The organism is Streptomyces sp. NPDC029139 (assembly GCF_055564335.1).
This window is the reverse complement of record NZ_JBVHWN010000006.1, coordinates 241966-263272: the sequence shown is the minus strand read 5'-3', so window position 1 is coordinate 263272 and position 21307 is coordinate 241966. Positions and strand designations below refer to the sequence as shown.

Genomic DNA, 21307 nt, shown 5'->3' with positions numbered 1-21307 from the left:
CGGGGGCGCATTTCGAAACCTGATGGAATATGACATAGAGATGTTCCAGAACGATCGTGCCGCGCTCGAACGTGCGCGCAGAGCGTTCACCCCTGAGGCTGAGGCATCATGCACGCATGAGCGATGACCCCACCCATGTCCAGGAGTTCTTCGGCTCCCGCGCCGCCGGCTGGGAGGCCCGCTTCCCCGACGACGGTCCCGCCTACGCCGCGGCCGTCGCCGATCTCGCACTGCGCCCCGGTGACGCGGTGCTCGACGCGGGCTGCGGCACCGGCCGGGCCCTGCCCGCGCTGCGGGCGGCCGTGGGTCCGGCGGGGACCGTCATCGGCGCCGACCTGACTCCGGAGATGCTCGCCCAGGCGGTGCGGGCGGGGCGCGACGGATCCGCCGTACTGCTCCTGACGGACGTCGCCCGGCTGCCGCTGCGCGACGCGGCGCTCGACGCGGTGTTCGGGGCGGGCCTCATCTCCCACCTGGCGGACCCCGCGGAGAACCTGCGGGAGCTGGCCCGCGTGGTCCGCCCCGGCGGGCAGCTCGCTCTCTTCCATCCCATCGGCCGGGCCGCCCTCGCCGCCCGCCACGGCCGGCGGATCACGGACGACGATCTGCGCGCGGAACCCCGTCTGCGCCCGCTGCTCTCCGGTTCCGGATGGCGGATGGTCAGCTACGTGGACAAGGAGGACCGCTATCTCGTGCGCGCCATTCGTCAGTGACCCGAGGACCATCGGTGACCGCCGGGAGCGCCGGGGCGGTGGGACCGCGGGCCGCTTCGGTGAGCGGGGCCGTGCCCTGACGGCGGTCTCCGGCCGGGCGTGACGCGAACTCGACGCGCCCTTCTGTCCCGGCACTTCGCTGTCTACGGTGGAGAGGCCGGACAACCGTGTCCGGGGAAGGCGGCAGGCCATGGCCCGTGTGCGAGCGATACTCAACGCCCTTCTGCCGACCGCGCGACGTGCGTCCCAGCAGCCGCCCCGGCCGCCCCGGGAACGACGCCGGCACAACCTCTTCGAAGCCGCCGCGGTCTATGTGGTCGGCTGCGTGGAGGACGATCAGGACCGGATGGACGAGGCCGCCGGCTGGGTCTCCCCCGAGGCCCTCTCCTTCGGCGTCAACGAGCTCGCCTGCCGCGCCGTCCTCGCCCTCGCCCGGGAGCGAGACGAATCCCCGCAGACCGTGGCCCGGTCGCTGCTGGGACTGCCGGTGGCCTGAGCCGTACGGAATCGACCGCGCCACTTTCCTTCCGGGGACTCTCGACGCGCGGGTTACCCACTGGTTAAGGTGCGCCGACGACCAGATGGGGAGGCTGATGTGGCTACCGCCGACGACGACGCGCTGTACGTGCTGACCGCGGTGCTGCTCACGCCCGCCCAGTTCCCGAGCGTGCTGGGGGACGACTATCCGGCGGCCTGCGCGGCACTGGGGCTCGAACCGTACGCCGAGGGGTACGGGCTCGTCCTCGGCCAGGACGGCGAGGGCGCCCGGTGGACCGTGATCATCGACGACGTGTCGCTGGTCGCGGTGGCCATCGCCTCCTGGGACTGCGGGATGGAGTACGACCTCTCTCCCGACGAGCGCTCGGTCGTGGCCGCGCTTCCCGGCTGGCCGCTCGCCGTGGCCACGGCCGCCCCCGGACTCCCGGCCCCGCACGACCCGGAGCCGGAGGAGGGCGACCGCGCGCCGCTGACCCCGCCGGACGGCACCACCTGGGGACCGGCGCAGCGCAGGCTCGGCGCGGACGAGGTGGCGCTGCAGTGGGCGTCCTGGCGGGCGGAGATGGACGGCGAAGGCGGCGGCGAGGGCGCCGCGGCGGAGGCGGGCGACGGCACGGAGGACTCTGCCGACCCGGGGAACCGGGCCGAGGCCGCCCCGCCCGCACCGGGCGCGGACCCGGGGGCCGCGGCTGCGCCCGCCGAGACCACGGCCACCCTCGTCGCCGACCCAAAGGACGATCAGGACCGCGATCCCTACGACGGTGTCCGTCGCGCGCTCGCCGAGCTGCGCGGCTATCTGGAGGACGCGCCGCCGGTCGGTCGCGTGCGCTCCAGCTTCGCCGCCGGTGGGGCCCGGATGCTGCGGGCCGACGGCCCTGGCTGGTCACTGGTCGCGCGAACCGACGACATGGCTTTCGTCCTCCTGGACGACGAGCCCCACGAGGTCCTGCCCGTGGCCCGCGGCCCGAAGCTGCCGGGCCTTCTGGAGGCCCTGGACGCGATGGCGGTACGTCCCTCCTGACGCCCCGGTGCCTCGGCGGGCCCACATGGGCCGACGGCCCGAGGTGTGGCCCCGGACCATGGCCGCGCGGGAAGAGGGCGCCGCACGATGTGGCGGCGCACTCCCGACCCGTCGTCCCACCGGAGGCCGTCCATGCCGTCCACACGCCTGAACCGAGGCGTCCCGCTGCTCGCCGTGCTCCTGACCGCGCTGACCGTCGCCGGTCCCGCCGCGCCCGCCGGAGCCTCCGTACCCGACGGGGCCCGGCCCGGTCCTCCGCCCACCTGTGCGCAGCACCACCGGATCGGCGTCCCGGGCGCCGAGCACCGGCGGACGGCGTGCCTCGGGGATCTGACGACGGCCGGTCTGGCCGGCTCCCCGTACACGGACATGGCCGACCAGGCGGGCCTCTCCGCGAAGGGCACCAGGAATCCCTCCGGCGTCCCCGGGATCCAGATCGACGGCTACTTCCCCGACGACTCTCGGCTGAACGCGACGCACGGCTGGGCCCACGACGCGCAGTTCGTGATCAGGCTCCCCGAGAACTGGAACGGCGGGCTCGTCGTCACCGGGGCCCCCGGCACCCGACGCCAGTACTCCACGGACACGCTCATCTCCGACCATGTGCTGGCCCAGGGCTTCGCCTACGCCGCCACCGACAAGGGCAACACCGGACCTGACTTCTTCACCGACGGGCGCGAGCCGGGCGACGCGGTCGCCGAGTGGAACCACCGGGTGACCGAGCTGACGAGGGCCGCGAAGAAGGTGGTACGGCAGCGCTACGGCCGGGCGCCGCACCGCACGTACATGACGGGGATCTCCAACGCCGGATATCTGACCCGCTGGCAGCTGGAGAACCGACCGGAGCTGTACGACGGCGGCGTCGACTGGGAGGGGGTGCTCTGGACGACGCGGGGACCCAACCTGCTCACCAGTCTGCCGGTCACCGTGGCCCGCTCCCTCGGCCGGGCCTCCGACCAGGACCTGCTCGACGCCGGTTTCGCCCCCGGTTCGCGCTTCCTGTGGCCATACCACGAGAAGGCGTACTGGGGGCTGACCCAGAAGATCTTCCGAGCCGAGTTCGATCCGTCGTACGACCCCGGCTGCCCGGGCTCCACGGCCGGCTCGACGATCGAGCAGATCCTCGCCCCGTGCGCCTCGGACGCCTCGTACGACTACGCCTCCCGGCCCGCCTCCGTGCGCCGGGCCGTCGCCGAGGTCGCGCTGACCGGGCGCATCGGCAAGCCGATGATCACCCTCCACGGCGATCTGGACACCCTGCTGCCCATCGCGACCGACTCCGACGTGTACGCGGGGATGGTCGAGGCGCGGGGCCGGGCCGGCCTGCACCGGTACTACACGGTCCAGGACGGCACGCACACGGACGGTCTGTACGACACCTATCCGGACCGGCTGCGTCCGATCCTGCCCTGCCACCGCTCGGCGTTCGCGGCGCTGAGGGAGTGGGTCGAGGCGGGCACGGCTCCGCCCGCGGACCGTACGATCCCACGGCCGGCGAACGGTGACGTGGTCAACTCCTGTGAGCTGGCGGCCCCTTAGGGGTGCCCCTGAGGCCGGGGCTCAGACCTTCTCCAGGGGGCGGTGCGGCTCGGCGGGCAGCTCGACCCGGATCGGGTCGCCGGGTCGCACCTCGCCGCCGGTCAGCACGATGCTCATGATCCCGGCCTTGCGGACGAGCTGTCCGTTCTCGTCCCGGCCGAGGACCTGCTTCAGCAGACCGTGCCGGTAGGTGTCGATCTGGGCGCAGGGGTTGCGCAGGCCCGTGACCTCGACGACGGCTTCGGCACCGATACGCAGCAGAGTGCCGGTCGGCAGGCCGAGGAGGTCGATGCCCCGCGTGGTGATGTTCTCTCCGAGAGCGCCCGGTGCGACCTGGAACCCGGCTCGGGCGACCTCGTCGAAGAGCTCCGCGTGCATCAGGTGCACCTGGCGCAGGTTCGGCACGGTCGGGTCCTTGGCCACGCGCGAACGGTGCTTGACCGTGACGCCGGCGTGCACGTCGCCCTCCACTCCGAGGCCGGCGAGCAGCGTGACGCTGTCCCGGTTCGGCTTGGTGAACGAGTACACGCCGTTGCTGCTGACCGTCGTGACGGTAGCGCTGCTCATGGTGGAGTTCCCCTTCTCCGGTCCGATGATCACATGCGGGTGATCATCGCCGAGCCTACGCCAGACGTCACCCGCGGCCGGCAGTCACGATCAACCGTCCGGGTTCAGCGGGCGACGGTCAGCCGTGCGCGGCCGGACGCCGAGATCAGCGGTGGAGTTCCTTGCGGGAGATCCGGCGCACTCGGCGCCGCTGGCCGGGGTCGAGCGCCAGGTAGGCGACGGCCGGTACGCCGAGGACCACCAGCAGGGACATCCAGAACCCGATGAGGGGCATGAGGAGGAGGCCGACGGCCACTCCCCCGATCACGATCTTCGTCCGTGTCGACATGTCCGACGCCTCCTTGTCACGCTGCCGAGCGCAGCGGCTCCCCGACCTCGTGCAGATGTCCGAGCGCCTGTCGGTAGGACTCGACGAAACCGGTCTCTGTGTAGGGGATACCCACCGTACGGCAGTGCGCACGCACGGCGGGCTGGGCGAGTCGCAGATGCGGCCTCGGCATGCTCGGGAAGAGGTGGTGCTCGATCTGGTAGTTCAGGCCGCCGAGGAACCAGTCGGTCAGAACCCCGCCCCGGATGTTGCGCGAGGTGAGCACCTGGCGCCGCAGATGACCCCAGCTGTCGCCGTCCGGGTGGGCGTCGGGCATTTCCATGCCCTTGTGGTTGGGGGCGAAGGCCATGCCCAGGTGCAGCCCGAGGAGCATCTGGTGGATCAGGGCGAAGACGAGGGCCTGACCGGGACCGAGGGTGGTGAGCAGCAGGGTGGCGTAACCGGCGACGTGCGCGAGGAGCAGTGCCCCTTCGACGAGCCGCTCGCGCCGGTTCTTGTACGGGCCGTCCTTGGAGAACAGCGCCTGGAATCCGTAGACCTTGAGCGCGATGCCCTCCAGGGTGGTCAACGGGAAGAACAGCCAGGCCTGGTGGCGGGTGAGCCAGCCGCGGAAGCCGGCGCGTCCGGTGGTCTGGTGCTGGGCGAAGACGAGGATGTCGGCCGCGACGTCCGGGTCCTTGTCGAGATGGTTGGGGTTGGCGTGGTGGCGGTTGTGCTTGTCGTTCCACCACTCCTGGCTCATCCCGAGCAGGAGATTGGCGTGGACCAGCTGGATGAGCCGGTTGCGGCGCCGGTCGGCACAGATCTGGGCGTGTCCGGCGTCATGGCCGACGAAGGCGGCCCGGGCGGAGAGCAGGGCGAGCGGTACGGCCAGCGGCAGCGCCCACCAGGACGGGCCGAGCAGCACCAGGCCCGCGACCACCGCGGCGAGTCCGAGGAAGTTGACGGCGATGCCGCGGGCGTACCAGCCGGTCCTGCGTTCCAGCAGCCCCTGCTCCCTGACGGTGCGCAGCAACGGGGCGAACTCGCTGGCGCCGCCCCTTCTGGTGGCGACGTCCGGCGCGGGCGCCGTGAGCGTTGCTGTGGCCTGGGGCATGGCGGTCTCCGGTGTCCGTGGGAGGGGGCCCGGACGCGGGCCGCCCGGTCTCCTTCGAACGTACGGATCGCGGGGCGTCCGCAGCCATGGCGGCATCCCCCGGCGGTCCGGGGGGATGGCCCGGGGGCGGGGGTGGGGCTGGCTGCACCCTCCCGGTCCGTGGCCGGTCCGCGCGAGCCCCCGACGTGATCCAGATCACGGCGTTTCCGCTCACGAGTGTCCGGCGGTTCGAGTACCCTCGGCCGCTCACCCCGGTAGTCAAATTTGAGGAATGTGTTGTCGTCGTCCCGGACACTCGATGAACTCGCCCGCTGCTCCGCCGTGTTCCTCCCCGCCGACCCGCCTCGCGCCGGCCGGATCGCCTTCCTGCCCACGGCGCCGGGAGCGACGGCGGTCGCCGACGCGCTGACGGAAGTGACGGGGGTGACGGCGGTCGCCGACGAACTGACGGTGGTGACGGCCGGCGCCGACGACGTCCTTCCGCACACCGTTCCCGCCCTCCTCCTTCCGGTACGGGACGCCCTGCCGGCCCTCACCCGGGCCCGCTTCTCCGACGTGGCCTCGTCCTCGGCCGCCTTCTGGGGGGCCGCCGCCCTCTTCGGCCTGCACCTCGCGGCCAAGGGGCTGTTCCTGCCCGGGCTCACGGCCACCGACCGGGACGCGTGGCGGGCCGGTCCCCTCGGCCCCGAGGAGCTGGCCGATCTGCGGGCGCTCGCCGCCTCGATGCCGCCCACCGCCCATGCCGTACCGCTGACCGCCGCCACCCCCACCTCCGACATCTCCCACTCCATCCACACCTCCGGCTCCACCTCCGGATCCACCTCGCCCTCCGGCTCCGGTCCGCTGCTGCTCCCCGAGCCCGAGGGGCTGCTACGCGCCTTCGTGGACGCGGTGGCGGACGGGCTGCCGCGTACGCCGGCCGCGCCGCTCGCCGCCGGCGGGCCCGCGTTCGCGGCCGACGAACCGCAGACGCTGCCCGCGCAGCGGGCCTGGGCGGCGGACGTGGCGGCCGGCCACGACGCGGGCGTACGCCTCTCGCTGCGTCTGGAACTGCCGGGCCTGGTTGCCGAGGAGGCTCCGGCCTTCCGGGCCGTCCTGCAGATCCACAGCGTCGCCGACCCGACGCTGGTCGCCGACGCGGCGGAGGTCTGGGCCGGCTCGGGTCCGGCCGGTGGGGCGTTCGGGCCTCGGGCGCGGATGGACGCCCTTCTCGCGCTGCGCCGCGCCGCCCGCGCCTGGGCACCGCTGGCGCCGCTGCTCTCGGCCGCCGTCCCGGATGTCGTCGAGCTGGCGGACGAGGAGGTCACCGAGCTGCTCGGGCCGGCGGCCCGGGCGCTCGCCGCGACGGGCGTACAGGTCCACTGGCCGCGCGACCTGGCGCACCGGCTCACCGTCCGCGCGGTGATCGGCCCGCCGGACGGCGATGCCACTGAGACCGGGCGACCGGGCACCAAGGCCCCGCCCGTCGCGGGCTCCCCGTACGCCGCCCCGCACGCCGACTCCGCGTCGGGCCCGGCCGAGGCCGGCCACCGCTCCTCCGCGCTCCCCTCCTTCCTGTCCGCCGACGCCCTCCTCGCCTTCAACTGGCGTTTCGCGATCGGCGACCAGGAGTTGACCCGGGCCGAGCTCGACCAGCTCGCCGAGGCCGGTCGCCCGGTGGTCCGGCTGCGCGACCAGTGGGTGCTCGTCGATCCGGCCGAGGTGCGTCGCGCCCGCGCCGCGCAGGACCGCAAGGTCACGCCCGTGGACGCGCTCGGCGCGGTCCTCACCGGTACCACCGAGGCGGACGGCCGCCGGGTCGAGGTCCAGGCGACCGGCTGGCTGGAGCAGTTGCGCGCCCGCCTCGCCGACCCGGAGGGCGGGCCCCAGGAGGTCCCCCAGCCCGCCGCGCTCGCCGCGACGCTCCGCGACTACCAGCTGCGCGGCCTCAACTGGCTGCACCGGATGACCTCCCTCGGCCTCGGCGGCTGTCTCGCCGACGACATGGGCCTGGGCAAGACGATCACGCTCATCGCGCTGCACCTCCACCGGCAGAGCGAGCCCGCCGCCGCGGGCCCCACGCTCGTCGTCTGTCCGACCTCGCTCATGGGCAACTGGCAGCGCGAGATCGAGAGGTTCGCGCCGGGCACACCCGTGCGCCGCTTCCACGGCCCCTCCCGGAGTCTGGAGGACCTGGCCGACGGCGAGTTCGTGCTCACCACGTACGGCACCATGCGGCTGGACACCGAGCCGCTGGCCGGAACGGCCTGGGGCATGGTCGTCGCCGACGAGGCCCAGCACGTCAAGAACCCGTACTCGGCCACCGCCAAGCAGCTGCGCACCATCGGGGCCAAGGCGCGCGTCGCCCTGTCCGGTACTCCCGTCGAGAACAACCTCTCCGAGCTGTGGGCGATCCTCGACTGGACGACGCCCGGGCTCCTCGGCCGGCTCGGCACCTTCCGCTCCCGATACGCCTCGGCCGTCGAGGGCGGCGAGGACCCGGCCGCCGCCGAACGGCTCGCCGCGCTGGTCCGTCCGTTCCTGCTGCGGCGCCGCAAGTCCGACCCCGGGATCGCTCCCGAGCTGCCGCCGAAGACCGAGACCGACCGGGCCGTCTCCCTGACGAAGGAACAGGCGGGTCTCTACGAGGCGGTGGCGCGGGAGACCCTCGCGGCCATCGCCGAGGCCGACGGCATGGAGCGGCGTGGCCTGGTGGTGAAGCTGCTGACCGGCCTCAAGCAGATCTGCAACCACCCCGCCCAGTACCTGAAGGAGGAGCGGCCGCGCGTCGAAGGCCGTTCGGGGAAGCTGGAACTCCTGGACGAACTCCTCGACACCATCCTCGCCGAGGACGCGAGCGTCCTGGTCTTCACGCAGTACGTGCAGATGGCGCGGCTGCTCGAACGGCATCTGGCGGCACGGGGGGTGCGGACGCAGTTCCTGCACGGCGGCACGCCCGTCGCCGAGCGCGAGTCGATGGTCGCGCGCTTCCAGGACGGCGAGGTCCCGGTCTTCCTCCTGTCGCTGAAGGCGGCGGGCACCGGGCTCAACCTCACCCGCGCCGGTCATGTCGTGCACTACGACCGCTGGTGGAATCCCGCCGTGGAGGCCCAGGCCACGGACCGCGCGTACCGCATCGGACAGACCCAGCCGGTGCAGGTGCACCGGCTGATCGCCGAAGGGACGATCGAGGACCGGATCGCGGACATGCTGCTGCGCAAGCGGGCGCTGGCGGACGCCGTGCTCGGCTCGGGCGAGGCGGCCCTGACGGAACTGACGGATGCCGAGCTGGCGGATCTGGTCCAGCTGCGAGGGGACGGACGATGAGCGGGTACGACGGAATGAACGACGCCGAGCGGACCTTCGCCGCGCTGCCGCCGGCCGGCGGTTCCGGCTTCGCCCGCACCTGGTGGGGCCGGGCCTGGCTGAAGGCGCTCGAGGACACGGCTCTCGACGGCCGGCAGCTGAAGAAGGGGCGCAGGCACGCCCGCGCGGGCGCGGTGGGCGCGGTCTCGGTGCGGCCCGGGCGGATCACGGCGGTCGTACGGGACCAGGACGGCTCGTCGCACCGCAGTGACGTGCTCCTGCAGGAGCTGTCGGAGGACGAGTGGGACCGGCTTCTCGACCTCGCGGTGGACAGCGCGGGCCACATCGCGGCCCTGCTCGACCACGAGATGCCACCGCATCTGGTGGAGGACGCGGCGGCGGCCGGGCTCGAACTGCTGCCGGGCATCGGAGATCTGGATCCGGAGTGCGGCTGCGAGGCGTGGGACCACTGCCCGCACACGGCGGCGCTCTGCTACCAGGTGGCGCGGCTGCTCGACGAGGATCCGTTCGTGCTGCTGCTGATGCGGGGGCGTGGCGAGCGTGCGCTCCTGGACGAGTTGCAGGAGCGCAGCGCCGCGCGCGCGGCACCGGCTGCCCCGGACGCGGACGCGGAGGACGCGGAGGCGACGGTCGTGGGCGTACCGGCCGAGGAGGCGTTCGCCGCGCGGGACATCCTGCCTCCGCTGCCGGCCCCGCCGGTGCTCCCTGCGGCGCCGGGCACGCCACCGTCCCTGGACACCGAGACGGACCCGGCACCCGGCCTCGACCCGGCGGCGCTGGAGTTCCTGGCGGCGGACGCGGCCGGGCGGGCCCACCGGCTGCTGGCCGAGGCGCTCGGCCCGGCGCGTGAACGGACGGCGGTGGAGCCGCCCCTGACGACCGGGCAGGACGCGGTGCGCCTGGCGGCCGGGTCCGCCCCTCCGGGGATCACGTCCCGGCTCGCCGCCGGGTCCGGTCGGCGGCGGGCGGAGCTGGACCTGGCCACGCGCGCGTGGCGGTTCGGGGGCGCGGCCGCCCTGTCCGTGCTGGAGGAGGAGTGGACGCCGGGACCTGAGGCGCTGGCCCGGGCGAGGACGCTGCTCGCGGAGGCCTGGGAGGACAGCGACCGTCCGGTGCTGCGGCCGGCCGGGGCGGCGCGCTGGACGGTGGTCGGCGCGGAGGCGCAGCTACGGCTGGGCGAGGACGGCCGCTGGTGGCCCTACCGCAAGGAGCGCGGCCAGTGGGCCCCGGCCGGCCCGGCGGACCAGGATCCGGCCGCCGCGCTCGCGGGTCTGTCGACGGGTGACGCCTGAGGCGTCGGCCGGAGCGCCCGGGGGACGCGCCGGCCGAGGTGTCGGCCGATACGTCACCGCAGCGGCGCGGTGAGTTTGCGGGCGGCGCCGCCCGCGCCGGCGTCGGGGGTGTACGCGGCGAGGCTGCAGGCCACGGTGTCGGAGCCGAGGAGGTAGCCGCTGCGGTAGGGGTACTGGACGAAGGTGGTCCAGCGCGTACCGTACGGCTGCTCCGCGGCCTTGCGGCGCAGCGGCTCGCGGCAGAGCGCCGCGGCCCCCTCGCGTACGTCCCGGTCGGTGCGGTGCTCGCCGGTGAGCCGGAGCACGGCGACGAGTTGGGCGTCGTGCGGCCGGCCGCAGCGGCGCCGTACGACCGTGCCCGGCGCCTCCCGGTCGATGTCGAAGCACTCCCCCGGCCGGAGCCGCTGGAACGGCACGGACGTGGCCGGTCCGGGAGTGGTGGCGGCGGGCGCCGGAGCGGGAGCGGCAGTGGCGGGCGCCGCCGGGCCGGTCGAGGTGGGGGCCTGGGAGCCGGCGCGGGGAGCGGGATCCTCCGCGGGCTCCCCGCCCTGGGGGGCGAGCTGCCGGTCCCCGGGCTCGGCGGTCGGCCCGGTCGTACCGTCCGCCGAGTCCGCCGGCGCCGCCGAGAACCGGCCCGCGTTCCCGCCCGCGTGGCAGCTGCCGGCCACGAGGGCGGCCACCACGAGCAGGACGGGCACGACGAGGTGCCGTAGCGGCGACAACAGGTCGGCGAAGAGCGTGGACATGATGCCCAGGGTCGCTCATGGCCCGTCAGCTCTCGCACCCCGGGGCTACGTTGCGGCACATTGTGTACGGAACCGTGACCGACTCGTTCTCGCATGCCGCGCGCGCGGCCCCATCCGTGTGCTACCGGGTGTCTTGTCGATCGGGCCGGATCAGTGAGCGGGATCTGGTGCACGGGACCTCCCCAGGCCCGCCAGGGCCGAAAAAGACGCCGCCTACAGGCCGAGCTGGCGCTCCGCACCCTCGACGGTCTGCGCGAGGAGCACGGCGATGGTCATCGGGCCCACGCCGCCGGGTACGGGCGTGATCAGCGAGGCGCGCTCGGCGGCGGTCTCGAAGTCGACGTCACCGATGTTGCCCGGGTTGTAGCCGGCGTCCATCACGACCGCGCCGGGCTTGATGTCCTCGCCCTTGATGAAACGGGGCCTGCCGACGGCGGCCACGAGGATGTCGGCCTCCCGCACGATGGAGGAGAGTTCGGTGGTGCGCGAGTGGCAGTACGTGACGGTGGCGTCGCGACCGAGCAGGAGCAGGCCGGCCGGCTTGCCGAGGATCGCGGAGCGGCCGACGACGACGGCGCGCTTGCCGCTCGGGTCGACGTCGTACGCGTCGAGCAGGCGCATGATGCCGCCGGGCGTGCAGGAGACGAAGCCGGGAAGGCCGAAGCCCATGGCGGCGAAGGAGGTCATGGTGACGCCGTCGACGTCCTTCTCCGGGGCGATCGCCTCGAAGGCGGCGCGTTCGTCGATGTGCGGTCCGACGGGGTGCTGGAGCAGGATGCCGTGGACCTCGGGGTCCTTGGAGAGCGCGGTGATCGCGGCGACGAGCTCCTCGGTGGTCGTGGAGGCGGGCAGCTCCACGTGCCGGGAACGGATTCCGGCCTTCGCGCAGCGGTTCTGCTTCATCTTCACGTACGTCACGGAGGCCGGGTCGGAGCCGACGAGCACCGTGGCGAGACAGGGCGTGACGCCGGTGCGGCGGGTGATCTCGGCGGCGCGGGCGGCGGTCTCCCCGACCGTGCGTCGAGCGAGCGCGGTGCCGTCCATGAGGGAAGCGGTGCTGGTGGACATGGGCCACTCCTGGGCGTGGTGGAGACAGGTGATCGCCCAGGCGCACGGCGGCGGCGGGTCCGCGCGGGTGCGTGGAGTCCGCCGGGCCGCTCCCCGGTGGTGATCCACCTCAAGCGCCAGTCACGGCCCGGGCCCCACTCTACGTGAGGCCCTGCGGCACGCGGGGTCCTGGATCCGGACAGTGCGCGTCCGCCGCCCGGTCCGGACGGTTGTGGGCGGCCTCCGCGCGGACGACGATGACGGCCATGACCACGGACGGAAACGGTGGACCTCGACGGGGAGGCCGAGTTGATCGATGCGTGGGCGAACTCGGAGCCTGACGCGGGAGCGCTGCGGCGGGCGCACGATGCCTTCACCGGCGGAGCCCGCCTACCGCTCCTCCCGGTACGCCCGCTGGTCGCCGACTCCTGGCGGCGCTCGGCCCGGGCCCGGGTGAGCCCGGACGGCGCGGCCTGCGTGGAACTGGCCGACGAGGAGCTCGCCGGGCACCGCGAGGAGCATCCGCTGGCCGCCGCCATGCCGGTGATCCGGGAGCTGGTGGGCGCGTACGCGACCGATGGCGAGCACTTGCTCGCGGTCTGCGACGCGGCGGGGCGGATGCTGTGGGTGGAGGGCCACCCCGGGACCCTGCGACGGGCCCGTGCGATGAACTTCGTCGCCGGGGCGCGTTGGTCGGAGTCGGTGGCAGGGACGAACGCGCCGGGCACCGCGATCGCCGTGGACCGACCGGTGCAGGTGTTCGGCGCCGAGCACTTCCAGCGGCCTGTGCAGGCGTGGACCTGCGCCGCGGCGCCGGTCCACGATCCGCACACCGGCCGCCTGCTCGGTGCGGTCGACATCACCGGCGGGGACCGGCTGGCCCATCCGCACAGCCTGGCGTTCGTGCAGGCGGTGGCGCGGGCGGCCGAGTCCCACCTTGCCCTGCTCGCGCCCGCGCCGGCCGGGGACGGGGTCCGGCTGACCGCGCTCGGCCGGGACGAGGCGCTGCTCGGTCTGGCCGGCCGCCGGCTGCGTCTGAGCCGGCGGCACAGCGAGATCCTGGTCGTCCTCGCCCACCGCCCGGACGGGGTGAGCGGCGACGAACTCCTCACGCTGCTGTACGAGGACGAGTCGGTCACCCCGGTCACGCTGCGGGCGGAGCTGTCCCGGCTGCGCGGGCTGCTCGGCGGGGACCTGCTGCGCTCGCGACCGTACCGGCTCGGCGCGGTGGTGGACACGGACTTCGGCACGGTGGACCGGAGGCTCGGCTCGGGCGCGCTGTCGGCGGCGGTCGGCGCGTACGCGGGGCCGCTCCTGCCCGGTTCGCGCGCGCCGGGGGTCGTACGGCTGCGCGAGCGGCTCGCGGACCGCCTGCGGGCGGCGCTGGTGGACCGGGGCGACCCCGGGCTGCTCGCGGACTGGACGTACAGCGCGTGGGGCGAGGACGACGTGGAGATGTGGCGGGCGCTGTCCGAGGTGGTGCCGGCTTCCGGGCTGCCCCCCGTGCTGGCCCGGCTGCGGACCCTGGACGCGGAACTGTCGGCGGGCGCAACGGACTTGCAACGTAGGGCCGCGCAGACTCGGCGGTGAGCGCCGGCCAGGGACGGCCGGCGCGGTCCCGAGGGAGGCCATGTCCATGACCCGTTACGCCGCACCCGGTACCGAGGGCGCGCTCCTGTCGTTCCAGGCCCGCTACGACCACTGGATCGGCGGGGAGTACGTCGCCCCTGCCCGGGGCCGGTACTTCGAGAACCCGAGCCCCGTCGACGGCCGCCCCTTCACCGAGGTCGCGCGCGGCACGGCCGAGGACGTGGAGCGCGCCCTTGACGCGGCGCACGCGGCCGCGCCGGCGTGGGGCCGTACGGCGCCCGCCGAACGGGCGGGGGTCCTGCTGCGGATCGCTGACCGGATGGAGGAGCATCTTGAGGCGCTGGCGGTCGCGGAGAGCTGGGAGAACGGCAAGCCGGTCCGCGAGACCCTGGCCGCCGACATCCCGCTGGCGATCGACCACTTCCGCTACTTCGCGGGGGCGCTGCGCGGGCAGGAGGGCGCGCTGAGCGAGATCGACGACGACACCGTCGCGTACCACTTCCACGAGCCGCTGGGCGTGGTCGCGCAGATCATCCCCTGGAACTTCCCGATCCTCATGGCGGTCTGGAAGCTGGCCCCGGCGCTGGCCGCGGGCAACGCGGTGGTCCTCAAGCCGGCCGAACAGACGCCGGTGTCCGTGCACTTCTGGATGAGTCTGATCGCCGATCTGCTGCCGCCGGGTGTGGTGAACATCGTCAACGGCTTCGGCGAGGAGGCCGGCAAGCCGCTCGCGTCCTCGCCGCGCGTGGCGAAGATCGCCTTCACGGGTGAGACGACGACGGGCCGGCTGATCATGCGGTACGCCTCCGAGAACCTCAAGCCGGTCACGCTGGAGCTGGGCGGCAAGTCGCCGAACATCTTCTTCGACGACGTGTGGGCGGCGGACGACGACTTCCGCGACAAGGCGCTCGAGGGTTTCACGATGTTCGCCCTCAACCAGGGCGAGGTCTGTACCTGCCCGTCCAGGGCCCTGATCCAGCGCGGCCACTACAGCGAGTTCCTGGACGCCGCGGTGGCCCGCACGGAACAGATCGTCCCGGGCCACCCGCTGGACACGGCGACGATGATCGGCGCCCAGGCGTCGGACGACCAGCTCCAGAAGATCCTGTCGTACCTGGACATCGGCCTGCAGGAGGGCGCGAAGATCCTCACCGGCGGCCGGCGCGTCGAGCACGGCGGGGAGTTGGCGGGCGGCTTCTACGTGGAGCCGACGATCTTCGAGGGGGACAACCGCATGCGGGTCTTCCAGGAGGAGATCTTCGGCCCGGTCGTCGCGGTCACGTCCTTCACGGACTTCGACGACGCGATCCGCACGGCGAACGACACCCTCTACGGCCTCGGCGCGGGCGTCTGGACCCGCGACGGCAACACGGCCTACCGCGCGGGCCGCGCGATCCAGGCGGGTCGCGTCTGGACGAACTGCTACCACGCGTACCCGGCACACGCGGCGTTCGGCGGCTACAAGCAGTCGGGCATCGGCCGGGAGACCCACAAGATGATGCTGGACCACTACCAGCAGACGAAGAACCTGCTGGTGAGCTACTCGCCGAAGAAGCTCGGCTTCTTCTGAGGACTCAGGGCAGCCGTTTCCGGACCGACAGCCACTCCAGGACAACGTCATGGAGTGGACCGGGCGGGAGGTGGTGCCGGAGCTGTTCGAGCGGAGCGGTGACGTTCTTGACGCGGCGCAGCAGACCGATCCGCTCGATCGGCCGGTCCTGCCACCGCGTACTCATCTCGTCGGCCTGCGCCGGCGTCAGAGCCACCGCACTCACGACGTCCGAGACGACAGCAGCGGCGTCCCAGGCCGAGTCGTGGGGATCCGAACCGAATTCCTCGATCATCAGGGTCCGGAGCATGAAGCTGTTCCTGGCCATGCGTGCCTGATCCCACGGGCCGTCGCCATGCATGCGGGCGTTGACCTGCAACGACAGCTTGGCCCACTCCTTCCTCAACTCCGCGGGGAGCCGCCCGTCCTCGGCACGGGACAGCGCCACCACACGGATGTGCTCCATCTCCTGGCCATCGGCACCGGCACGATCCGCCCACTCGCGGACCTCCTCGATGGAGTTCCGTGACCATCCGCCGGTGCTCGCTCCGCTCTCCATCCACCCAGAATCTCCCACGGCTCGCACCGCGCCTCGGGCACCCCTGGCCTCGGTCGATCGCCTCGCGCCAAGCCCAGGAACCACCACTCGGCGGACTCGGCTCGAGCCTCGCCATGGCCGTACCGCAGACGGAGCTGGGGTTTGATGTACTTCGGTCGATCAGCGCTCCGGGCGTGATCCGGCTGCGCTGTTCGAGGGATTCCGGTGGAGAGTGGTGAGGCTGCGATGAGTGAACCGACAAAGCCCGTGGTCGAACTTCCGGAGGGTGAGCCTCCGCAGGAGCTGACGATCCGGGACCTCGTCGTCGGGGACGGGCCCGAGGCGAGGCCGGGCAGGGTGGTGCGGGTTCACTACGTCGGGGTCACCTTCGAGTCCGGGAGGGAGTTCGACGCCTCCTGGGACCGGGGCCGGCCGTTCAAGTTCGCCGTGGGCGGCGGCAGGGTCATCAAGGGCTGGGACCGGGGACTCAGGGGGATGAGGGTCGGCGGCCGGCGGGAGATCATCGTTCCCCCGCGCCTCGGCTACGGCAACCAGTCCCCCACGCCGTTGATCCCGGCGGGTTCCACGCTCGTCTTCGTGGTGGACCTGCTCTCCGTGGTCTGAGGCAGGTTCCCGCCGCTCAGGCTCGTAGCCCCGTGACCTCGCCGACGTGGCGCAGGCTCGGGTCGAGCAGGATGCCGTGCAGCTGCTGGAAGACCTGACGGGCCGCCACCGCGTTCCAGTCAGGCGGAAGCAGCTCGGTGGGCAGACCCGGGTCCAGGTACGGGAGGCGGCGCCATTGGGTGAGCAGCGGGACGTAGTGGCGGAAGGCCTCGGCCGGTTCGGGTTCCGATCCGGTCGTGGTCAGGCGGGTGGCCACCTCCGCGTAGGTGTCGGTGAACTCCGCGTACTGCTTCTGGATCGCCGGGAAGTCCCACCACGAGCTCACCGTGCCCGGAAGATCGCTGAAGGCCGCGTACTCGGCGGCGAACAGGTGGACGTACTCGCTGAGGCCGAGCCGGACCAGCATGCTCCGGGCGTCCTCCAGCAGCCGGCCCGGTGCCAGCCACACGCCCGGGGCGATGTTGCCGAAGCCGAGCCAGGTCAGCCGGGTGCGCAGCTGGTAGCGGTGGGAGCGTTCCGACTCCGGTACGGAGAACACGGCCATGGCCCAGCCGTCCGCCAGGTCGGCGGGTTCCAGGCTGGCGAAGATCCGGCGGTCGCCCTCGTCGAAGACGGGCAGGACGGCGGGGCTGAGCCGGTAGCCGGTGGCACCTCGGCGTTCCGGTTCGAGGACTCCGCGCTTCTTCAGCCGGGAGATCGCCGAGCGCACCGCGGGGCCGTCGACGCCCAGCTCCCCCATCAGCGTGATCAGGTCCGCGATGGAGATCCAGCCGTCGAGGCGGCGCAGGAACGCCCCGTAGACCGTGTTGATCAATGAGCTGGGCCTGAGGGGGCTGTCCGACATGATCGCCTTCCGTTGTACGCGGTCGCGATCATATCGGGGCCCCCTTCAGGCCCCGTCGGGTCAGGCGTACGCCCCCGACAGCAGGTGCCCGGCGCCGGGAGCCACGGCCGGGAGGTCCAGGGCGCGCAGCATCTGGTGGGCGGTGCACACGGCCGCCGACACGACCGGCTTCCCCAGGAGCTGTTCGGCCTCCTCGATGACGCCGAGCGAGGGCATCTGCACGCAGGCGGAGAGCACGACCGCGTCCGCCTCCGAGTGGTCCAGCGCGCGGGCGAGGCCGGGCAGCCTGGCCGGGTCGTGGGCGGCCACGTCCAGGTTGTTCGGGATCTCCAGGGCCCGGTGGTCGAGCACTTCGATGCCCTCCCGGGTGAGGTAGTCCACGACCGTCCGGGTCAGGGGGCGCATGTACGGGGCGAGCAGCGCGATCCTCCTGGCACCGATGGTGTTCAGTCCGTGGACGAGCGCGCCCGCGCTGGTGACGACCGGCGCGGGGGCGCCGTTCTCGACCGTACGCAGGTGCAGCCGCTCCTCGGAGACCCGGTGGTAGCCAGGTCCCATGCTCATGATGGCGACGAGGCAGGCGTAGCCGAGGACGTCGACGCGCGCGTCGGAGAGCTCGACGGCGCAGCGGTCGGAGTCGGCGTCCATCGCCTTGAGCTGCTCGGGGGTCACATGGGTCATGCGCATCCGGCTGGAGTGGAAGGTGAAGCGCTCGTCGGGTGCGACGGCCGCGCGGGCGCGCAGGATCGCGGGGACCTCGGTCTCCATGGTGACGTTGGAGCTCGGCACGATCTGGCCGATGCGGTAGGTGCGGTGGTCGCGGGGTGGGGACACGGGTGCTCCTCGGTTCTCGTACGGGGGCGGGTGCGGGACGGTCGGGCGGGGACGGTGCCGCTCGGGGCGGGGCCCGGCGCTCACGGGGATCCGCCCACGGGTCAGCGGGCGTCGATCACCGGGTTGGTCAGGGTGCCGATCAACTCGACCGTCGCCTCCACCGTGTCCCCGGGCACGAGGAACTCGGGCGGGACCATGCCGGCCCCTACCCCGGACGGCGAGCCCGTCGCGATGACGTCGCCGGGCTCCAGGGTGACTCCGGAGCTGATGTCGGCGATCAGGCGGGCGATGGGGAAGAGCATGTGCCGGGTGTTCGACTTCTGCTTCGTGACGCCGTTGACGCGCAGCGAGAGGTCCAGGGCCATGGGATCCGGGACGGCGTCGGCGGTGACGACCACCGGGCCGAAAGGCGCGTACGAGTCCTGCCCCTTGGAGAAGAACCACTGCCCGGAGCGGCGCTGGTCACGGGCGCTGATGTCGTTGACGATGCTGAAGCCGAAGATGTGGTCGTACGCGTCCTCCTCGCACACCCGGGAGGCGGTGCGGCCGATGACGACGGCGAGTTCGCACTCCCAGTCCAGCCGGGTGGTGAGGTCGGCGTTGTGCAGGATGGGCGCGCCGGGGCCGGTGACGGCGGTGGCGGGCTTGCTGAACAGGACCGGGCGGGGCGGGAGTTCCTTGGCGGTGTCGAGGCTGCGGCTGGACTCCTCGACGTGTTCCACGTAGTTGAGCCCGACCCCGATGATCTTGCCGGGGCGGAAGGGGGCGCCGAGGCGGACGTCACCGGGCCGGTGGACGGCGTGGGCGGGGCGGGTCCCTTCGAGCAGCAGGCGCACGGCGTCCAGGGTGGCCGGCCCCGCCTGGACCAGGCCGAGCAGGTCGTGCGGGAGGGGGACGCCCGCGTGGTCGGCGAGGGCGGTGAGGTCGAGGACCTGGTCGTCGGTCTCGACACCCGGCCGTGGTGCGGCATCGGCCGCCGTCGTGAAGGTCAGCAAACGCATGGGGACTCCTCGTGGGTCAGGCGGGGGTGACGGGCTGGTGGCCGCCGTTGTCGGGGTACGCCTCTTCGCGGTGGAAGCCGAGCGAGCGCATGACGGGGAAGTCGTCGAAGGAGAAGAGGCAGGCGTCCTCGGACGGGTCGAGGTTGTGGTGCTCGTGCCAGGCCCAGGACGGGACGCAGAAGATGTCCCCCTCGGTCCACTCGAAGCGCCGTCCGGCGATCACCGACGCACCCCTGCCCTTGGCGACGGTGTAGATCACGGAGCCGGTGTGCCGGTGGGCCGCGGTGGCCTGTCCGAGGCGCAGGAGCTGCATGTGGGCGCCCATGGTCGGCATCACCGAGCCGCCGGTCACCGGGTTGGTGTACTCGGCGATGACCCCGTCGTACGGGGAGCCCTCGGTCGCCCTGGCGAGGCCGCGCAGGGCCTCGTACGTCGGCTCCCACGGATAGGCGAGCAGCGGCGAGTAGGGCCGGGTCCACTTCTCCGTCCCGTACGGGAGCAGGGTGCCGGAGTAGGTGAGGACGGAGGAGTTCACCACCTTTCCGGGGGTCTGACGGAGCTCGGGGTGTACCTCGTAGAACCCGGCGTCCAGGGCGTTGACCAGGGGAATGTCCAGGCCGTCCTGCCAGATCACCGAGGCGTCGGTCCCGTCGTTGCCGTGCTCGTGCCAGGTGCCGTTCGGGGTGATGGCGAAGTCGCGCGGGCCGACCTTCAGCTTCTGGCCGTCGACGATCGTCCAGGCGCCGTTGCCCTCGTGGACGAAGCGCAGGGCGGCGGCCTGGTGGCGGTGGGCGGTCATGGCCTCCCCCGGGCCCATGATCTGGAGGCCGGTGTAGAGGAGCCCGGCGGCGGCGCTGACGTCCCTGCGGCCGGGGTTGACGAGCATGACGACGCGACGGCCCGCGTCGTCCGCATTCACCAGACCGAGGGCCTTGTGGACGAGTGGCCGCAGGTCCGCGTAACGCCACAGCACGGGCACGGACCTGGGCTGCGGATACCACGGCTCGATGTCGTTGGCGACGGTCCACAGGGCGCCGGCGTCCAGCGCTTCGAGTTCGCCGTAGTACGCGGTGAGTTCGGGGGTGTCGGAGACCCGGGCACGGCCGAGCATGCTGTCGTCCTGCTCCATGGTCATACGTCCTCCTCGGATGCGGTGGCGGTCAGGGGGCCCGTCGGCGGCGCGGTGAAGGTCACCGGCGGGCGTGGGGTGTTGTCGACTTCGAGGCGGAAGATGTCGAAGCGGTTGTAGTGGCCGGTGATGTCGTGCATCTGCTTGGGCTGGATGCAGCGGCGGAGGTCGATCTCGCCGTAGACGATGCCCTCGTCGTCGACGAGCGGTTCGGTGACGGGGCGGCCGTCGGGGCCGAAGATGCCGGACAGTGCGCTGCGCGGCCGCCGGAACCGGGCGCGGAGGTCCTCGTCGTCGCCGGCGAGGGTGTCGACGATCTCCGGTGAGACGGTGGAGCAGGCGACGACGGAGAAGACCTTGCCCTCGAAGCTGTGGGCGGCGGTGCGTACGGCGATGGCGTCGGCCATGTCGTAGTCGGCCGGGGCGACGGGCAGCGCGATGTAGCAGGAGGCGTGGACGAGTTCGCCCTGGGCGAGGAGGGTGAACCGGGCCAGGGTGTTGGTGTTCTCGCCACAGGCGAGGGCGCCGAGCGGGCCGACCGGGGTCCGGTGGACGCGCAGCGAGCTGCCGTCGCCACCGGTCCAGGTGAGCTTCTCGGCCCAGGTGGGCACCAGTTTGCGGTGCACTCCGAGGAGTTCGCCGTCCGGTCCGATGGTGAGCAGGGTGTTGTAGAGGACACCGAGGCTGTGGGCGGCCCGCTCGTTGACGCCGATGACCAGGACGACGCCGTGCCGGCGGGCCGCGGCGCACAGGGCGTCGACGTACGGTCCGGGGATGTCGACCGAGGCACGCTGCAGTCGCTCGAACCAGGGTGAGCCCTGGACCGGGTTCATCGTCCAGTTCCAGTACGGGTATCCGGGAACGAACACCTCCGGGAAGACGACCAGTTCGGCCCCGTTCCCGGCCGCCTCGGCGATCAGGGCGACGGCCTTGTCGACGGTGGCGCCGGGGTCGAGGTAGACGGGTGCGGCCTGGACGGCGGCGGCCGTGAAACGGGGCAGCGTGTGGAGGGCCGGCGGCGGTGGTGGCACGGGATTGTCCCCTT

At 72.9% G+C, this 21307-nt stretch carries 20 protein-coding genes and 1 riboswitch; of the genes, 9 read left to right on the top strand and 11 right to left on the bottom strand.

The window, feature by feature from the left end; all coding sequences use genetic code 11:
• Nucleotides 1–116: 116 nt before the first annotated feature.
• The 4 genes from ACZ4VW_RS17020 (at nucleotide 117) to ACZ4VW_RS17005 (ending at nucleotide 3771) form a co-directional block, all read left to right on the top strand.
• The gene (locus tag ACZ4VW_RS17020) at nucleotides 117–713 is read left to right on the top strand and encodes a class I SAM-dependent methyltransferase (RefSeq protein ID WP_467962985.1); all 597 of its coding nucleotides are present in this window, start codon (nucleotides 117–119) and stop codon (nucleotides 711–713) included.
• Between the two features lie 190 nt (nucleotides 714–903).
• Nucleotides 904–1209 carry a hypothetical protein gene (locus ACZ4VW_RS17015; protein ID WP_467962983.1) on the top strand — a complete coding sequence of 102 codons (306 nt, stop codon included), beginning with the start codon at nucleotides 904–906 and terminating at the stop codon, nucleotides 1207–1209.
• A 99-nt stretch (nucleotides 1210–1308) separates the two neighbouring features.
• The gene (locus ACZ4VW_RS17010) at nucleotides 1309–2232 is read left to right on the top strand and encodes a hypothetical protein (protein ID WP_467962981.1); all 924 of its coding nucleotides are present in this window, start codon (nucleotides 1309–1311) and stop codon (nucleotides 2230–2232) included.
• A gap of 132 nt (nucleotides 2233–2364) precedes the next feature.
• The gene (locus ACZ4VW_RS17005) at nucleotides 2365–3771 is read left to right on the top strand and encodes a tannase/feruloyl esterase family alpha/beta hydrolase (protein WP_467962979.1); all 1407 of its coding nucleotides are present in this window, start codon (nucleotides 2365–2367) and stop codon (nucleotides 3769–3771) included.
• Between the two features lie 21 nt (nucleotides 3772–3792).
• On the opposite strand, the gene ACZ4VW_RS17000 is transcribed toward ACZ4VW_RS17005, so the two are convergent.
• From ACZ4VW_RS17000 to ACZ4VW_RS16990, 3 genes are all read right to left on the bottom strand, one after another.
• Complete coding sequence (locus ACZ4VW_RS17000) at nucleotides 3793–4338, bottom strand: MOSC domain-containing protein (RefSeq protein ID WP_467962977.1); 546 nt, start codon at nucleotides 4336–4338, stop codon at nucleotides 3793–3795.
• Between the two features lie 145 nt (nucleotides 4339–4483).
• Nucleotides 4484–4666 carry a hypothetical protein gene (locus tag ACZ4VW_RS16995; RefSeq protein ID WP_355114793.1) on the bottom strand — a complete coding sequence of 61 codons (183 nt, stop codon included), beginning with the start codon at nucleotides 4664–4666 and terminating at the stop codon, nucleotides 4484–4486.
• A 16-nt stretch (nucleotides 4667–4682) separates the two neighbouring features.
• Nucleotides 4683–5762, bottom strand: a complete 1080-nt coding sequence (locus ACZ4VW_RS16990) for a fatty acid desaturase family protein (RefSeq protein ID WP_467962975.1) — start codon at nucleotides 5760–5762, stop codon at nucleotides 4683–4685.
• A gap of 276 nt (nucleotides 5763–6038) precedes the next feature.
• Here ACZ4VW_RS16990 and ACZ4VW_RS16985 point away from each other — a divergent pair, with 276 nt between their 5' ends.
• Together ACZ4VW_RS16985 and ACZ4VW_RS16980 are read left to right on the top strand one after the other, a co-directional pair.
• Nucleotides 6039–9068, top strand: coding sequence for a DEAD/DEAH box helicase (locus ACZ4VW_RS16985; protein WP_467962973.1), 3030 nt, complete (start codon nucleotides 6039–6041; stop codon nucleotides 9066–9068).
• The gene (locus ACZ4VW_RS16980) at nucleotides 9065–10360 is read left to right on the top strand and encodes an SWIM zinc finger family protein (RefSeq protein ID WP_467962971.1); all 1296 of its coding nucleotides are present in this window, start codon (nucleotides 9065–9067) and stop codon (nucleotides 10358–10360) included. The genes ACZ4VW_RS16985 and ACZ4VW_RS16980 overlap by 4 nt, the downstream gene beginning before the upstream one ends.
• A gap of 53 nt (nucleotides 10361–10413) precedes the next feature.
• Here the strand turns inward: ACZ4VW_RS16980 and ACZ4VW_RS16975 are convergent, their stop codons facing one another.
• Together ACZ4VW_RS16975 and ACZ4VW_RS16970 are read right to left on the bottom strand one after the other, a co-directional pair.
• Nucleotides 10414–11106 (bottom strand): hypothetical protein, encoded by a 693-nt coding sequence (locus ACZ4VW_RS16975; RefSeq protein WP_467962969.1) that lies wholly within the window; start codon nucleotides 11104–11106, stop codon nucleotides 10414–10416.
• A gap of 213 nt (nucleotides 11107–11319) precedes the next feature.
• A complete protein-coding gene (locus ACZ4VW_RS16970; RefSeq protein WP_467962967.1) occupies nucleotides 11320–12174 on the bottom strand; it encodes a bifunctional 5,10-methylenetetrahydrofolate dehydrogenase/5,10-methenyltetrahydrofolate cyclohydrolase in 855 nt (284 codons plus the stop codon).
• Between the two features lie 27 nt (nucleotides 12175–12201).
• Nucleotides 12202–12308: riboswitch (ZMP/ZTP riboswitch) on the bottom strand.
• 130 nt (nucleotides 12309–12438) lie between these two features.
• Between ACZ4VW_RS16970 and ACZ4VW_RS16965 the strand changes: the two genes are divergently transcribed.
• Nucleotides 12439–13743, top strand: a complete 1305-nt coding sequence (locus ACZ4VW_RS16965) for a GAF domain-containing protein (RefSeq protein ID WP_467962966.1) — start codon at nucleotides 12439–12441, stop codon at nucleotides 13741–13743.
• Between the two features lie 46 nt (nucleotides 13744–13789).
• Nucleotides 13790–15313 (top strand): acetaldehyde dehydrogenase ExaC, encoded by a 1524-nt coding sequence (gene exaC / locus ACZ4VW_RS16960; protein ID WP_467962964.1) that lies wholly within the window; start codon nucleotides 13790–13792, stop codon nucleotides 15311–15313.
• Nucleotides 15314–15317: 4 nt separating this feature from the next.
• Here exaC and ACZ4VW_RS16955 read toward each other — a convergent pair whose 3' ends face one another.
• Nucleotides 15318–15851: a hypothetical protein gene (locus ACZ4VW_RS16955; RefSeq protein WP_467962962.1), complete on the bottom strand. Its 534-nt coding sequence runs from the start codon at nucleotides 15849–15851 to the stop codon at nucleotides 15318–15320.
• Between the two features lie 225 nt (nucleotides 15852–16076).
• Between ACZ4VW_RS16955 and ACZ4VW_RS16950 the strand changes: the two genes are divergently transcribed.
• A complete protein-coding gene (locus ACZ4VW_RS16950) occupies nucleotides 16077–16454 on the top strand; it encodes an FKBP-type peptidyl-prolyl cis-trans isomerase (protein ID WP_467962961.1) in 378 nt (125 codons plus the stop codon).
• 16 nt (nucleotides 16455–16470) lie between these two features.
• On the opposite strand, the gene ACZ4VW_RS16945 is transcribed toward ACZ4VW_RS16950, so the two are convergent.
• The 5 genes from ACZ4VW_RS16945 to ACZ4VW_RS16925 form a co-directional block, all read right to left on the bottom strand.
• The gene (locus ACZ4VW_RS16945) at nucleotides 16471–17298 is read right to left on the bottom strand and encodes a PaaX family transcriptional regulator (RefSeq protein WP_467962959.1); all 828 of its coding nucleotides are present in this window, start codon (nucleotides 17296–17298) and stop codon (nucleotides 16471–16473) included.
• Between the two features lie 60 nt (nucleotides 17299–17358).
• Nucleotides 17359–18066 carry a maleate cis-trans isomerase family protein gene (locus tag ACZ4VW_RS16940; protein WP_467963193.1) on the bottom strand — a complete coding sequence of 236 codons (708 nt, stop codon included), beginning with the start codon at nucleotides 18064–18066 and terminating at the stop codon, nucleotides 17359–17361.
• 167 nt (nucleotides 18067–18233) lie between these two features.
• Nucleotides 18234–19133 carry a fumarylacetoacetate hydrolase family protein gene (locus tag ACZ4VW_RS16935; protein WP_467962957.1) on the bottom strand — a complete coding sequence of 300 codons (900 nt, stop codon included), beginning with the start codon at nucleotides 19131–19133 and terminating at the stop codon, nucleotides 18234–18236.
• A 16-nt stretch (nucleotides 19134–19149) separates the two neighbouring features.
• Complete coding sequence (locus ACZ4VW_RS16930; RefSeq protein ID WP_467962955.1) at nucleotides 19150–20268, bottom strand: cupin domain-containing protein; 1119 nt, start codon at nucleotides 20266–20268, stop codon at nucleotides 19150–19152.
• On the bottom strand, nucleotides 20265–21293 hold the full coding sequence (locus ACZ4VW_RS16925) for a carbon-nitrogen hydrolase family protein (protein ID WP_467962953.1): 1029 nt from the start codon (nucleotides 21291–21293) through the stop codon (nucleotides 20265–20267). The genes ACZ4VW_RS16930 and ACZ4VW_RS16925 overlap by 4 nt, the downstream gene beginning before the upstream one ends.
• Nucleotides 21294–21307 lie beyond the last annotated feature (14 nt).